Raw genomic sequence first — 14,564 nt, 5'->3', positions numbered from 1 at the left:
AGGGCACTCGCCCAACTTTAGATATCTGAAAACCCCGGTTGAATTGCCGGGGTTTTTTGCTTGTGCAGCGCACATAGGGCTATCCCTTTTTCTTGCGCATGCTCAAACCAATGCGTTTGCGCTTGGTATCCACATCGACGACGGTCACTTTGACAATCTGGCCGGTTTTGACCACGTCATGGGGATTTTTGACAAACCTGTCGGCCAACTGGCTGACATGCACCAGCCCGTCCTGATGAACACCGATATCAACAAACGCGCCGAAGGCAGCGACGTTGGTCACGGTGCCTTCCAGAACCATTCCGGGCTTTAGATCGGAAATCTCCTCGACACCTTCGCGGAATGTCGCTGTTACAAAACTTGGACGCGGGTCGCGCCCGGGTTTTTCAAGCTCGGCAAAGATGTCTTGGACAGTCGGAAGGCCAAATCTGCTATCGACGAATTGCTGCGGTTTCAGCCGTTTCAGGGCCTGTTCATTCCCCATGATCTGCCGAATGTCCCGCCCGCAGGCAGAAACGATGCGCCGGGCTACGTCGTAGGCTTCGGGATGCACCGAGGATGCATCCAGGGGCTCTTTGCCGTCCCGGATGCGCAGAAACCCTGCGGATTGTTCATAGGCGCGTGGACCCAACCGCGAGACGTCCAAAAGTTCGGATCGCGTGGCGAATGGGCCGTTGATGTCACGATGTGACACGATGGCTTCGGCAAGGCCAGGCCCCAGGCCTGAGACGTGTGAAAGGAGCGGGGCAGAGGCGGTATTCAGGTCCACCCCGACGGCGTTCACGACATCTTCGACGGCGGATGCCAGTGACTGCGATAGCCGGTGCTGATCCACATCGTGCTGATATTGGCCTACTCCGATTGATTTGGGTTCGATCTTGACCAGCTCGGCCAACGGATCTTGCAGGCGCCGTGCGATTGAAACGGCGCCGCGCAGTGACACATCCAGATCGGGAAACTCACGCGCCGCGAGTTCCGAGGCCGAGTATACCGAAGCGCCTGCCTCGGATACCACCACCTTAGTGGGCGCTTTCACTGACTTGGGCAGCAGTTTCAACGTGTCAGTGACCATCTTCTCAGTTTCGCGGCTTGCTGTGCCGTTGCCGATCGCGATCAACTCGATCTGATGTGCTTCGATCATAGCCAGAATGCTTGTCTGCGTGGCCTTCAGGTCGTTTTTCGGTTGAAACGGATACAGCGTGGTGGTGGCGATGACTTTGCCGGTTGGGTCGACAACAGCCGCCTTTACACCGGTGCGAATGCCGGGGTCCAATCCCAGCGTTGCCTTGGCACCTGCTGGCGCGGAAAACAGCAAATCCTTGAGGTTATTCGAGAACACTTGAATTGCGTCATCCTGCGCCCTGCTGCGCAGATCGGCCATCAATTCAACCATAAGGGACAGGGACAGTTTAACCCGCCACGTCCAACCCGCCACTTTGCGAAGCCACACGTCTCCGGGTGCATCGCTACGTGTGTGCAAACACGCAGCAACGATGGCCTCTGCGCGCGCCACTCCGGTCTCGGGTTCAGGCGCGATATCAAGTGTGACAATACCATCCTTCGAAGCACGCAGCATAGCCAACGCGCGATGAGAGGGCGTATTGGCCCAAAGCTCGACATGGTCAAAATAGTCACTGAACTTGGCGCCCTCCGTTTGTTTGCCGTCGATGACTTTGGACGTCAGATACGCTTCGCGCTGCATGAAGTCGCGTAAATCGCCCAGCAAACTCGCATCCTCGGTCAATCGCTCGGCGATGATGTCACGCGCGCCGTTTAGGGCATCTTTGGTGGTGGGCACGGCTTCGGTTACATAGCGCTCGGCCAGTGCCTCAGGATTGGCCGAGCGGTTTGTCAGGATCGCATCGGCCAGCGGCTCCAACCCGTTTTCTCGCGCTATCATGGCTTTGGTGCGGCGCTTGGGCCTGTAAGGCAGGTAGATATCTTCCAGCTGCGCCTTTGTGTCCGCTCGAGTGATGGCCTTTACCAGATCGTCTGTCAGTTTGCCCTGATCCTTAATCGAGCCCAGAATCGTTTCGCGCCGCGCTTCAAGTTCGCGCAGATAGGTCAGCCGGTCAGACAGCGTGCGCAGTTGAGTGTCGTCCAATCCACCCGTTGCCTCTTTGCGATACCGCGCGACAAAGGGAACGGTGGCCCCTTCGTCCAGCAATTTCACCGCAGCACCGACCTGTTCGGGGCGGGCGCTGATCTCTGTGGCGATTGTGCGGGCGATGCGGTCCAAGGGTGCCTCCTGAATATTATCCGGAGGACCTACTTAGCCAGCCATATGCCGAAGGGAAAGAGGCCTTAGACCCGAGCGGCTAGCGCCTGTAAATCGTCGTGCAGCGTTTTGGCAATTTCGACGTAACCACGTTCGGTGTTACGGGCCCTTGCTGCAAAGCGCCTTTGCGAGGGCAGGCGGGCACCCTGACCGATGATATCGGCGAACAAACGCTCGGCGCGGGTATCATTTGCGGCCAAACGGCCACCGCTGAACTGGGCCGGATCAAAGGCAAGAATGATCTCGCCGTGATAGGGCGCGCCGCCCGCGCCTTCGGCGTATTCCATGCTTTCAAGGCTGGTCAAATCGTCGATCAGAGGGCCTGCCATCAGCTCGATCATGATCGACAGGGCCGAGCCCTTGTAGCCGCCAAAGGTCAGCATTGCGCCCTCCATCGCAGCCTGTGGATCGGTCGTGGGTTGGCCGTACTTGTCGATGGCCACACCCTCGGGCAGGGGCTTGCCCGCGCGTCGATAGAGTTCAATTTCGCCGCGGGCAAAGGCACTGGTGGCAAAGTCGAAGGTAAACGGGTCTTGCCCCTGACGTGGCCAACTGAAGGCCAGCGGGTTGGTGCCGAGGCTACCGCGCGTGCCCCCCGCAGGGGCGACCCAGGAATGGCTGGGCACCATCGCCATCGCGGCCAGGCCAACCGCAGACAGGCGCTCGACCTCGGGCCAGAGCGCCGAGAAGTGAAAGCAGCGGTTGATCGCCATGGCGGCAATACCGTGGGTTCGCGTCTTCTCGATCAGTACCGGCAGCGCCTGTTCGAAGGCCAGCAAGGACATGCCACCCTGCGCATCCACCCGAACGATGGCATTGTCCGAATGTTCCAACACCGGCGCGACATGCCCATCGATCTTACCCGCTTTCATGGTGTCGTTGCACATGAACAGGCGGAACAACCCGTGAGACTGGCAATCGTCGATTTGACAGGTCGCCAGCATCCCTGCAATTGCGGTTGCGTGGTCCGGTCCAAAACCGGATTTCGTCAAGATGTTGAGGCTAAGGGCCTTAATCTCGTCCAGTTCCAGTTTGACCGTCTCGTTCATGCCCCGCCCCTGCGCTGTCATTTAGTTATGACAGGCATAGCGCGGCGGGGCAGGTGAGGGAAACGGTTTTGAGCCTTAGCTCTGCGCCTCGTCCTGCAAATAGGCAATCACGTTGGTGATGTCTTCCTCTTTCTTCAGGCCGGGGAACTGCATTTTGTTGCCGGGCAGGGCGCCTTTGGGGTCAGCCAAAAAGGCAGCCAGAGTTTCAGGGTTCCAGACCAGCCCTGAAGCCTTCAGAGCGTCCGAGTATTTGAACCCTTCCGCTTGTGCTGCTTGTGCGCCGACGATTCCGTACAGTGACGGTCCAACGCCATTCTTGCCTTCTTTGATTTGATGGCAGGCTTTGCATTTGCGGTAGACTTTCTTACCGGCTTTGATGTCACCTTCCACCGCAGCGACGGCGACCGGGGTTGCAGCGGCAGCAGGTGTTGCCTCGGCTTTGTTTTCATCCATGTTGAAGAACAAACGCGCAGTGACCGGTACGGTGCGGGTGATGCCGGGCAGGCTGGCCAGTTCCATCAACTTGTCGACACCTGCATTCACGCCTGCGTCTTCGGTGCTGATAAACACCATGTCATTGGTCGACACCATAACCGACGTCTCGGATACGCGGACAACGAACATTTCTGCGTCGAATTCCACGTCGGTCCCCACCAGCGTAAGCACGGCTTCGACGTCAATTACCGCGGTTTCGCCTACTCCAAGCGCTTTGACCTCGGCCATGTCGAACTCGGCCTTCAGGGCGGCAGTGCCCGTTTTGCGGAAGACGTGCTCGATCATCCGCTCGTTACGGATGTCGATATTCGTTTCGACCGACGACAGATCGATTTCGATCTCGGCCTTGCCATCGGGGCCCACGTGACCGGACAGGTTGGTGAAGGAATTGACCTCGCCCACGGTGTCTTTCTTGATGGTACCATACGCCAAATGAGAGTTTTCAGGCGACAGGGTCCAATGCTCGGCCAGTGCTGGCGTTGCAACAATTGCCGACGCAATCGTGACTGCTTTCAACAGAAGTTTCATTTCTTTCCTCCACGGGTTATGTCAATTCTGACCAGGCGGGCCCGGCTCGTGAATGTCAAACACACACAGGTCACTATTTATTCAATGGTTGGTGCAATTAGTTCCGAACAAGCCGTACGCGGCGCGATACAGACGCATTCAAAACGCGTCTGGCGGTTTGGGCTGGCCTTGTCCGGCGCCTCCGACGTAGCCGACGATTTGTTGCAATCCACTTGTCTTCGCGCGCTCGAGCGCCATCATCAAGTGACATCACATGACCGGTTGGACAGTTGGCTGATGACGATCTGCCGCTCGATCTGGCTGAATGAAGTCCGGGCGCGCTCGGTTCGGAAGGCGCAGGCGCTGTCTGTCACACCCGAAGCAGAATTAATTTCGCCTGAAGCTGACTCGGAAACGAATATTTTCGCAGCTGAGGTGTTTACTCAAGTGATGCACCTGCCAGAAGCGCAGCGGGAAACGGTCATGCTTGTGTTCGTTGAGGGCTATAGCTACCGCGAAGCGGCTGCGATGCTGGATGTGCCGATTGGAACTATTATGAGCCGGTTGTCTAACGCCCGGCAGAAACTTAAAACCGTGATGCAGCTAAGTGCTGCAGACGCCGTTCGACGGAGTGGCAAATGAAGTTTTCCGATGAGACGCTGATAGCGTATCTGGAAGGCACAGTGGATGACGACCAGGCAACCGCGATTGAACGCGCGGTCGAGGACGACCCTGAGCTGGAGAAGCGCCTGATGGCGCTGGACCCGTTCGCACCTATGGTGCAGGCGGTATTTGAAAAGGTGCCCGCCGAGGCGCCGAAAGTTGAGCTGCCAGAGCCGCAGCCGGTGGAAACTGCGCATTCTTCAGGCGGACCATGGCGCCTGATGGCCGTTGCGGCTTCGGTCGCAGTTGTCGCTGTGTCAGCAACGTTCTGGACAACCCGGCCCGAACCTCTGGGTTGGGCACAACAGGCGGCGATCTATCAGTCGCTTTATGTACCTGACACGATTGCGTCGCTGGACAATTCGGAACAGGCGCTGAAAATGCAGTTCGATTTGGCAGAGGCAGAGCTGGGACGGTCCTTGAACCGCGACACGCTTGAAGCTTTGCCGGGAATGGAACTGAAACGCGCGCAGGTTCTGTCATTCAATGGCAAACCGCTGGTTCAGGTGGTATTTGCCGACGAACAAGGCCAACCATTCGCTTTCTGTATCATCCGACAAGGTGAGGGTGCCCCCAGTAAGGACGTCAACCTTGCCGAGCTCAGCGGTCTGGCAACGGCGACATGGTCCGAGGGTGGCTATGGTTATATGCTGATTGGCAGCAATCCGCAGACGCCTCTGGAAGGGCAGCTGGATATTCTGACCACAAGTTTCGCCAGCTGATCCATCTGCTGCAGAAACGGCTTGTGAACTGGTGGAAATACCCGAAATATGCCGGGTATGACCACTAAACCTGTCAGGCCAGACCCGGAAGATGACGACTCGCTGGGGCCGCGCAGCATCTATGATGCTGATCCACCAGAGGAAGACGATCTGTGGTTTCTGCCCGCCGACGCCGAGATTGACGAGGATTTTCTGCCGCCGGGTCCGAAGGTCGACCGCAGAACACTGTTCGACTTAAGGGATTGGCGGGCCGCGCAGGCCGAACTCTCCTATGAACTGGCGGATCTTGCGGCAAGTTTCGGGGCTTTGGACGAAAGACTACGAGCGGGTCCAGAGGGGTGGACGCATCGGTTGGCACTGATGGATGTCTCGGACCTGGGTTGGTGGACCGGTGATCGGATTAGCGTTGATCGCCTGGCTCTGTGGACAGGGTTGCGGATCGGATCGACCGGAGATGACGTTCAGGCGTTGTTTCGGGCAGGTTGGGCCGTCAGACGCCTGACAACCGGAGCTGGACCGGCCGAGGGTGGCTGGAGCACTGGACTGACCGCATTTCTTGATCGTATGGCGCTTGGCATGGACGAGGTCCCCGAGGCGATTGCTGATTTGGCGGACGTGATGGACGGGGTTGCAAGCCTGCACCCGGTTACGCAAGCAGCGATTGCTTTCCACGCATGGCGCGCTCTGTCACAGGGCATGGGACAAGACACAGAGGCTGCGGTCATTGCCGCCCGACACGCGGCAACGATGGGCCGGGGAGGCGCTCTTTTCATGCCGGTTGCACTGTCTGGGCCGGGTGCTTTGCGTGGGGTTGGAGAGGTCAACGATAAGCTAAGCGCATGGATCAAGGGGTTGGGGCAGGCCGTTTTGGCTGCATTGCTTCACTTGGACCGTGTCAGCGCGTGGGAACTCCGTGCTCGGAATCTGACGTCCGATCTGAGTGGGAAAACCCCACCAATGCTGGTTGATGTCCTAGCCGCGTGGCCAATGGTTTCCGTTCCTTTGGCCGAAGAATTGACCAAGGCATCACGGGCGACTGCGCAACGTAACATTGACCTTTTCACATCACGCGGTTTGATCCGCGAGGTGACAGGGCAGGGACGTTACCGTGTCTGGACCGCAGCACTGTAATCCATGATCCAGTTGCGAAAGTCCCGGGCAGGGGGTCGCAAAGCAGATTTGGACGGGTAAATCAGGTGATAGGCTTCTTGCCCCGCGACGTCGATGCCGGGCAGGCAGGGCACAAGGCCCGACAGGGTCATGACCCGGTCAGATGCAGGGGCACGCGCCAAGGCAATACCGCCTCGGTTGGCAGACAGTTCAGCTGCCATTATGGAATTGTCGGCAAAGAAAAACCGGGCCCGCCCAGCCGGAAGGCGCAGTGTTTCGAACAGATGAAGCCAGCTGGCGCGATGGGTTGAAACTTCGATGAGAGTGAATTGAAACAGGTCCTCAGCGCGATGGATGCGATCCGCGATATCTGGCGGAGCGACGGGGTAAAGGCGTTCGCGCAACAATTCGTCACCCTCAGTGCCGAAAAGTGCCGGGTTTCCGAAAACGATTTGAAGATCGGTAAATCGATTGGCAAAGTCTGCCGTCAGATTACCTGTCGTCAAAGACAGGTTGATACTGGGGTACAGGTCCTGAAACGTTGGCAACCCGCTGGCTAGAATACCATGCGCAAACAAGAGTACCGACTGAACGTACAAGCGTTGCCCGCGCGTTTCGCCAAAAAGACCCGTGGTCGACGTCTCCAGCATCAAAAGCGATTGCTGGACCGACGGTAAATAGGCGCGACCTGCCTCGGTCAGTGTCACAGAGTGGGCATGGCGATGGAACAGGGGCGTTCCCAATTGATTTTCCAGGGCTTTGACTTGCTGACTGACGGCGGCTGACGACATGTTCAACTGCCCAGCCGCGCGCGCAAAGCTTTCGGTGCGGGCCGCGGCTTCGAAGACACGAAGCCAATTGAGGGATGGGATGCGGGACGACATGAATTCAGGCTAAGCTCAACTTATCCTCACGGGCAAGACACAACATTCTGCCCAACTTCGGATAACGTCTAAGCTTTGAAGACATGCCTGAGAAGGAGACACGCATGTCTGCATTGAATTCCGCGCCGATTGGCAGCCTGACGCCTGAGCAGATAGAAAGCTATTGGGAGGACGGATATCTGTACCCGCTCACTACGTTTTCGGAACAGGAAACGTCCGAGATCAGGGCAGAGTTCGAACAGATCGAGAAAGACTGGCTTGGCGCAGATCTTCCGCTACCCCTGAATACCTATAAACGGGTCAACGCACATCTTGTTATGCCTCTGGCCGCGCGTGTTGCGACGGACCCTCGGGTGCTGGATATCGTTCAGGGTATTCTGGGGCCGGATATCATGGTTTGGTCGGCCGAGTTTTTTGTTAAGGAACCGAACACCCGCCAAACAGTCGGTATGCATCAGGACCTGACCTATTGGGGGATGGGAGAAACGCCGGATCAGGTCACGGCGTGGATCGCGCTGTCTCCTGCAACGTGTGACAGCGGCTGCATGGATTTCGTACGCGCCAGCCACAAAAACCCGATCCTGCCGCATAACGACACCTATTCGGATACGAATTTATTGTCGCGCGGGCAGGAGATCGCGGTGGAGGTCGCGGATGAGGAGAAAACCCATATCGAGCTGGCACCGGGTCAGATGTCGCTGCACCACGGGTTGACCATCCACGGCTCTGGGCCGAACCGCTCGGATGACCGGCGGATTGGTCTGGCCATCCGTTATCTGAACCCGAATGCAAAGCAATTGGTGGCCGAACGCGATTATGCCCTGTTGGCACGGGGCGAAGATACGCAAAGCAATTTCGTGCCGGTACCTGCGCCCGAAACGCTGTTTTCACCCGAGGCGTTGGCGCTTTACGAACAGGTACGGCAAGATCAGAGCAAGGCCCTGGCCGAGGGAGCAGGCAGTTCTGTGCCGCTATACGCCAATTCTTAATACGGCGGTCAGCGGCCCACACCGATATAGGTTTCGAATCCCGATTTCCGGGCAGCCGATTTCGAATAGATGTTCCGCAAATCCACCATCCGGGGGGACTTCATTGAACGTGCCATGTCCGACAGGTTCAGGGCGCGGAACTCATTCCATTCGGTCAGCAATACAACCGCATCCGCATCGGCGGTTGCGGTATAAGGGTCGTCGCACCATTCTACGCCCGGCAACAAGGCTAATCCCTCGGCTCGACCCTGCGGATCCACAACCCGAACCGTTGCGCCTCCGCCGATCAGTGCGGGGACAATGGTCAACGAAGGGGCATCACGCATATCATCTGTGTTGGGTTTGAACGTAACACCCAGAACCGCGATGGTCTTACCGTTGAAGCTGTCATCGCATACGTCGCGAATTTTCTCGATCATGCGGTGTTTGACGCCGTCATTCACGCGCATAACCGTTTCGGTGATCTGCATCGGATAAGCGTGTTCCTGACCGATCCTTGCCAAAGCAGCGGTATCTTTAGGAAAGCACGAGCCACCATAACCCGGACCAGCATGCAGGAACTTGTTGCCGATACGACCATCCAGACCAATGCCGCGCGCGACTTCTTTGACATCACCGCCCACACGTTCGCACAGGCCGGCGATTTCGTTGATGAAAGTAATCTTGGTCGCAAGAAACGCATTTGCCGCGTATTTGATCATCTCGGCGCTTTCCAGGTCCGTCGTCAGGATCGGGAAGTCTCGCAGATAGAGCGGCCGGTAAATCTCGGCCATAACTTCTGCGGCGCGGTCGCTTTCAACGCCAACGACAACGCGATCGGGGCGCATGAAATCGTCAATCGCCGCTCCTTCGCGCAGGAATTCAGGATTTGAAGCGACGTCAAAGTCTGCATCCGCATTGGCCTCAAGAACAGCCTCGTGCACCTTTCTGTTGGTGCCGACGGGAACGGTCGATTTGGTGACGATCACGGTGTAGTCGGTGACCGCCTGAGCAATCTCTTGCGCGGCGGCCATCACGTAGGTCAGATCAGCGTGTCCGTCGCCGCGCCGGGTTGGTGTTCCTACGGCAATGAAAACTGCGTCTGCACCGTCCACGGCAGCAGCCAGATCGGTCGTGAAACTCAACCGCCCTGCTGCTACATTCTTGGCCATCAGGACATCAAGTCCCGGTTCGTAGATGGGAACTTGGCCGGCTTGCAACATCTCGATTTTCTTTTCGGCTTTGTCGACGCAAATAACGTCATGGCCAAAATCCGAGAAGCAAACGCCCGACACAAGGCCAACATAACCTGTGCCGATCATCGCTATCCGCATTTTTCAATGTCCTTCAACAAAAGACTGTTTAACGCGCGCCAGCATTTCGCAAAGTTCAACGGGTTTCAATGCCGTTTCCTGCGGCCGGGTTGCATTCTGGGTGTTCTTGCTGTTTCTGAGAGTTCTACCAGCCAGATTGAGTTTTGTGGAACGAGACAATGACAAAAACTGCTTTAGTAACCGGCATCACAGGGCAAGACGGATCGTATCTGGCCGAGTTTCTCTTGGAGAAGGGGTATGAAGTTCACGGAATCAAGCGCCGCGCATCGTCGTTTAATACGCAACGCATTGATCACATCTATCAGGATCCGCACGATCCGAACCCTCAACTCCACTTGCACTATGGTGATCTCAGCGACACATCCAACCTGACTCGAATCATTCAGGAAGTTCAGCCGGATGAAGTGTACAATCTTGGTGCGCAATCACATGTCGCTGTCAGCTTTGAATCACCCGAGTATACAGCAGATGTAGATGCGATTGGGACGCTGCGATTGCTGGAAGCGATACGGTTTTTAGGCCTGGAAAAGAAGACACGTTTCTATCAGGCCTCCACTTCCGAGTTGTATGGCTTGGTGCAGGAAATTCCTCAGAAAGAGACCACGCCTTTCCATCCTCGGTCCCCATACGCCGTGGCCAAGCTCTATTCCTACTGGATTACTGTGAATTACCGTGAGGCGTACGGGATGTACGCGTGCAACGGGATTCTGTTCAACCACGAAAGCCCGCGCCGGGGTGAAACCTTTGTGACGCGGAAAATAACACGGGGTCTTGCGAATATTGCGCAGGGGCTTGAGGAGTGCCTTTACATGGGCAACATCGACAGTCTGCGCGATTGGGGGCACGCGAAAGACTATGTGCGGATGCAATGGCTAATGCTGCAGCAGGATGCGCCAGAAGACTTCGTTATCGCGACAGGCGTACAGTACTCTGTCCGTCAGTTTATCGAGTGGTCCGCTGCGGAACTGGGTGTGACGCTGGAGTTCTCGGGTGAAGGCGTTGAGGAAGTTGCGACTGTCAAAGCGGTCGAAGGCGAAAATGCGCCCGCGCTTCAGCCTGGGGACGTCGTCATGCGTATAGATCCGCAATACTTCCGGCCCGCCGAGGTCGAGACCCTGTTGGGCGACCCGTCGAAGGCCAAAACCAAACTGGGATGGGTGCCTGAACTGACCGTTCAGGATATGTGTTCCGAAATGGTAAGCGAGGACCTCAAGACCGCCAAACGTCATGCGCTGTTGAAAGAGCACGGCTTCGATTTACCGGTAAGCCTGGAAAATGGCTGAGGTGGGCGCAATGCAAAAAATCTATGTTGCCGGTCATCGTGGTATGGTCGGTGCGGCCATACTGCGGCGTTTGCAAAATCGTCAGGCGGCAGGTGAGGCATTGACGATTGTAACCCGCACTCATGCGGAACTGGATTTGACTGATCAGTCCGCAGTTCGGCAATTCATGGAGGCCGAACGGCCCGATGTTGTCGTTTTGGCGGCGGCCAAGGTCGGAGGTATTCACGCGAACAATACATATCCGGCAGATTTCATTTACGAAAACCTGATGATCGAATGCAACGTGATCCATCAGGCGTTTTCAGTGGGAGTCCAGCGCCTGCTGCAGCTTGGCAGCTCATGCATCTATCCCAAGGCTGTACCGCAACCGATGCGAGAAGATGCTCTGCTGACCGGAGTGCTCGAGCCGACAAATGAGCCGTATGCAGTCGCCAAGATTGCAGGTATCAAGTTGTGCGAAAGCTACAACCGGCAGCACGGCGTTGACTATCGCTCGGTTATGCCAACCAATCTTTACGGCCCAGGTGATAACTTTCACCCCGAAAACAGCCATGTTCTGCCGGCTTTGATCCGACGTTTTCACGAGGCCAAGCGGGACGGTGTGGACGAGGTTGTTATCTGGGGAACCGGTAAGCCTCGCCGAGAGTTTCTACACGTGGACGATATGGCCGAAGCGTCTCTGTTTGTGCTCGATTTGCCACGCGATGTTTATGACGCGAACACAGAACCCATGCTGAGCCATATCAACGTCGGTTGTGGCGAGGATATCTCGATTGCGGAGCTTGCAACTCTGGTGGCCCGCGCGGTGGGTTACACCGGGCGGATCACTCAGGATGTCAGCAAACCCGATGGCACAATGCGTAAGCTCATGGATGTGTCACGACTGGCGGATATGGGTTGGCGTGCGCGGATCACCTTGCAAGACGGCATCCACGAAACCTATGCGTGGTTTCTGGAACAGGCAGATGCTGACTTGCGGGCAAAGTAAAACTCAGATCACAAAACCTTTGATCAGAACCAGCGCCCTGTGGCGGTTGCGGTCGGCGCGACAAGTGCAGGGTCGGAAACCGTTGATAGTACTTGGTAGGACACATCTGTGGCTGCCGGCGCATCAAACCCGACAAATCGCGAGACCGATCCACCGCTGCCGCTTAGGGCAGGTTTGGTCCCAGAGGCAAAGGCAATTGGAAAGGTCCAACTGTTTTGCCCGCTTGAAAAAATCGCGCCTTCGCCGATGGTGCAGCCTACTGCGCTCAGATTGACTGTACAGATTTGAGTGCCGTCTGCGAAACGAACAAATTCACCATTTGCGTTCGAGCCCCGCTCGATCACCGCGCCTGTCGGCGTGCCTGATGTTTGTGACACAGATCCTAGCACATTGCCGGGGCTATAGCCAAAATCCGCCCGCATCAAACGACCCGCAGTTACGTCTGAAGCACTGCTTTGAATCGCTGCACCAGATGCAATTGCAGTTGTCGGATCGAAAACAAGGGCATCTGTCCATGTGTTCCCATCTGCCGAAACCTTGATTGAAAAACCAGTTGAGCCTGCCAGCCCCATTTCAGCGTGACCGGTCCAGTTGGATTGAAACAAAAGCGAAGCGGTATCCCCCGCGCTTGCCTTGTTGATCTTTAACTGGTGGCTATTGCCCTCATGGCTCAGCAATGTGGCAGAAGAACGAACCGAGAGGCGGTTTGTTGCGTCCGAGGTCGTTGCGACGCCTATCCCGTCCAGATTCTGCGTTGCCCCTGCCGGTACAACCCAATCCGAGCCCGTCCAGACTTTCACACGCCCGGCGCTGATGTCCCACGCTCTCCAACCAATATCTGGCGCTACAAAGTGCCACGCATTATCCAACCATGCCGCAAGCATGTTTTCCTGACCTGACCATTCACCAACCGGGGCTTCACCCACGGCATGAACTTCACCTTGCGCTGGGGTCACTGGTGGGTTTGATGCACCGGTTGCCACGACGCTTAATTGAACAATCACATCCAATTGCCGTAAGGCTTCGTTATGAGTGACGTGCTTTTGTGCTTGCGAGGGTTGAATGAATGGTAAATCCAAGCGGGGTGAAACTTGTGCCATTGGGGCGTGTCCTCCTGAAGATGCTGGTCCGACAATTGCTTTGCGCGCCAAACTGCCATCAAATGGATGAATCCACGCTAAGCGGGCAGAACGCTTCGGAAAGAAAGTGGTAAGTTTTCTGTCAGGTCGCCCGAAAAAGAAAAGGCACCCAAAACCGGGTGCCTTTGTGCTGAGATAATGGAGTGGAAATTATTGGGCTGCTTGGTCAGTCGCCATCGTATCGTGCAGATATTCCCGCAGGTCGTCGCGCAGATCGGGTCGGGCCAATGCAAAAGCCACGGTTGCTTGTAGAAATCCAGCCTTCGAGCCGCAGTCGAAACGTTGTCCTTCGAACTTGTGCCCAAATACCGGCACACCATTTCCGATATCCTCGGCAATCGCGTCCGTCAGCTGAATCTCACCACCGCTGCCTTTTTTCTTCTGGTTCAGATTATACAGAACCGATGGGCCCAGAATGTAGCGACCGATCACGGCGAGGTTCGAAGGTGCCTCATCCGGTTTGGGTTTTTCGACCATGCCACGGGCGCGAACGACTTGACCGATATTCTCACCTACGTCCAAAACACCATAGGAGATGGTTTTTTCCTGAGGAACTTCCATCGCGGCAACCATGTTTCCGCCGGTTTCCTCGTAGGCTTCGACCATTTGCTGCAAGCATGGTTTGTCCGCGGCGATGACGTCATCAGGTAACATGACGGCAAAGGGCTCATCCCCGATCAATCGGCGAGCACACCACACAGCATGGCCTAGCCCCAAGGCTTTGTGCTGCCTGATATACGCGATTGCGCCACTTTCCATGTTGGTTTCATCCAGCACTTCAAGCAGCTCGTCTTTACCCTTGGCCTTGAGTTCTTGCTCCAGGATATGGTTGTGATCAAAATAGTCCTCAAGCGCGGATTTGCCGCGTGATGTGACAAAGATGAATTCCTTGATGCCAGCCGCGCGCGCTTCGTCAATTGCGTATTGGACCAGCGGACGATCGACCAGAGTCATAATCTCTTTGGGGACGGATTTCGTCGCAGGCAGAAAGCGGGTACCCAGTCCCGCAACCGGGAAAATCGCTTTGGTAACCTTGCGTACCATTGTACCTCTCAGTTTTTAAAATTTGCACCGAAGTCCAGAGGCTTCGGTACGTTGTCTTAGGCCGTGAACCCGGAATGTTCAATGACCTCGCGAGACCGCT

At 56.4% G+C, this 14,564-nt stretch carries 13 protein-coding genes; 6 read left to right on the top strand and 7 right to left on the bottom strand.

All coding sequences use genetic code 11. The annotated features are described in order from the left end of the window. Positions 1–79 precede the first annotated feature (79 nt). From J7380_RS13735 to J7380_RS13725, 3 genes are all read right to left on the bottom strand, one after another. A complete protein-coding gene (locus J7380_RS13735) occupies positions 80–2,239 on the bottom strand; it encodes a Tex family protein (protein ID WP_209196337.1) in 2,160 nt (719 codons plus the stop codon). A gap of 65 nt (positions 2,240–2,304) precedes the next feature. Continuing rightward, on the bottom strand, positions 2,305–3,327 hold the full coding sequence (locus J7380_RS13730) for an Ldh family oxidoreductase (RefSeq protein WP_209196336.1): 1,023 nt from the start codon (positions 3,325–3,327) through the stop codon (positions 2,305–2,307). Between the two features lie 75 nt (positions 3,328–3,402). Further along, complete coding sequence (locus J7380_RS13725) at positions 3,403–4,350, bottom strand: cytochrome c family protein (RefSeq protein ID WP_209196335.1); 948 nt, start codon at positions 4,348–4,350, stop codon at positions 3,403–3,405. An 84-nt stretch (positions 4,351–4,434) separates the two neighbouring features. On the opposite strand from J7380_RS13725, the gene J7380_RS13720 reads away from it, so the two are divergent. From J7380_RS13720 to J7380_RS13710, 3 genes are read left to right on the top strand one after another with little or no spacing between them, the layout of a single operon-like run. After that, complete coding sequence (locus J7380_RS13720; protein WP_170355203.1) at positions 4,435–4,971, top strand: RNA polymerase sigma factor; 537 nt, start codon at positions 4,435–4,437, stop codon at positions 4,969–4,971. Beyond that, the gene (locus tag J7380_RS13715) at positions 4,968–5,714 is read left to right on the top strand and encodes a hypothetical protein (protein WP_209196334.1); all 747 of its coding nucleotides are present in this window, start codon (positions 4,968–4,970) and stop codon (positions 5,712–5,714) included. Before J7380_RS13720 ends, J7380_RS13715 begins: the two co-directional genes overlap by 4 nt. A 57-nt stretch (positions 5,715–5,771) precedes the next feature. Next, a complete protein-coding gene (locus tag J7380_RS13710; protein ID WP_209196333.1) occupies positions 5,772–6,845 on the top strand; it encodes a helix-turn-helix domain-containing protein in 1,074 nt (357 codons plus the stop codon). Here the strand turns inward: J7380_RS13710 and J7380_RS13705 are convergent. Further along, a complete protein-coding gene (locus J7380_RS13705) occupies positions 6,818–7,708 on the bottom strand; it encodes a LysR family transcriptional regulator (RefSeq protein WP_209196332.1) in 891 nt (296 codons plus the stop codon). The two genes, J7380_RS13710 and J7380_RS13705, sit on opposite strands and share 28 nt — an antisense overlap. A gap of 104 nt (positions 7,709–7,812) precedes the next feature. Here J7380_RS13705 and J7380_RS13700 point away from each other — a divergent pair, with 104 nt between their 5' ends. Then, on the top strand, positions 7,813–8,697 hold the full coding sequence (locus J7380_RS13700; RefSeq protein ID WP_209196331.1) for a phytanoyl-CoA dioxygenase family protein: 885 nt from the start codon (positions 7,813–7,815) through the stop codon (positions 8,695–8,697). Between the two features lie 8 nt (positions 8,698–8,705). Here the strand turns inward: J7380_RS13700 and J7380_RS13695 are convergent, their stop codons facing one another. Further along, positions 8,706–10,010 (bottom strand): UDP-glucose/GDP-mannose dehydrogenase family protein, encoded by a 1,305-nt coding sequence (locus J7380_RS13695; protein ID WP_209196330.1) that lies wholly within the window; start codon positions 10,008–10,010, stop codon positions 8,706–8,708. 158 nt (positions 10,011–10,168) lie between these two features. Between J7380_RS13695 and gmd the strand changes: the two genes are divergently transcribed. After that, complete coding sequence (gmd, locus tag J7380_RS13690) at positions 10,169–11,293, top strand: GDP-mannose 4,6-dehydratase (protein ID WP_209196329.1); 1,125 nt, start codon at positions 10,169–10,171, stop codon at positions 11,291–11,293. 10 nt (positions 11,294–11,303) lie between these two features. Continuing rightward, complete coding sequence (locus J7380_RS13685; protein ID WP_209196328.1) at positions 11,304–12,281, top strand: GDP-L-fucose synthase; 978 nt, start codon at positions 11,304–11,306, stop codon at positions 12,279–12,281. Between the two features lie 23 nt (positions 12,282–12,304). On the opposite strand, the gene J7380_RS13680 is transcribed toward J7380_RS13685, so the two are convergent. Together J7380_RS13680 and galU are read right to left on the bottom strand one after the other, a co-directional pair. Further along, entirely contained in the window at positions 12,305–13,381 is a 1,077-nt protein-coding gene (locus J7380_RS13680; RefSeq protein WP_209196327.1) for a DUF2793 domain-containing protein, read from the bottom strand. A 189-nt stretch (positions 13,382–13,570) separates the two neighbouring features. Then, the gene (galU, locus tag J7380_RS13675) at positions 13,571–14,464 is read right to left on the bottom strand and encodes a UTP--glucose-1-phosphate uridylyltransferase GalU (protein WP_209196326.1); all 894 of its coding nucleotides are present in this window, start codon (positions 14,462–14,464) and stop codon (positions 13,571–13,573) included. Between the last annotated feature and the right edge of the window lie 100 nt (positions 14,465–14,564).

The sequence above is a fragment of the Ruegeria sp. R8_1 genome (assembly GCF_017743815.1).
GTDB classification, from domain to species: Bacteria; Pseudomonadota; Alphaproteobacteria; order Rhodobacterales; family Rhodobacteraceae; genus Ruegeria; species Ruegeria lacuscaerulensis_A.
The sequence above is the reverse complement of the archived record's forward strand: the minus strand, read 5'-3'. Positions and strand labels throughout refer to the sequence as shown.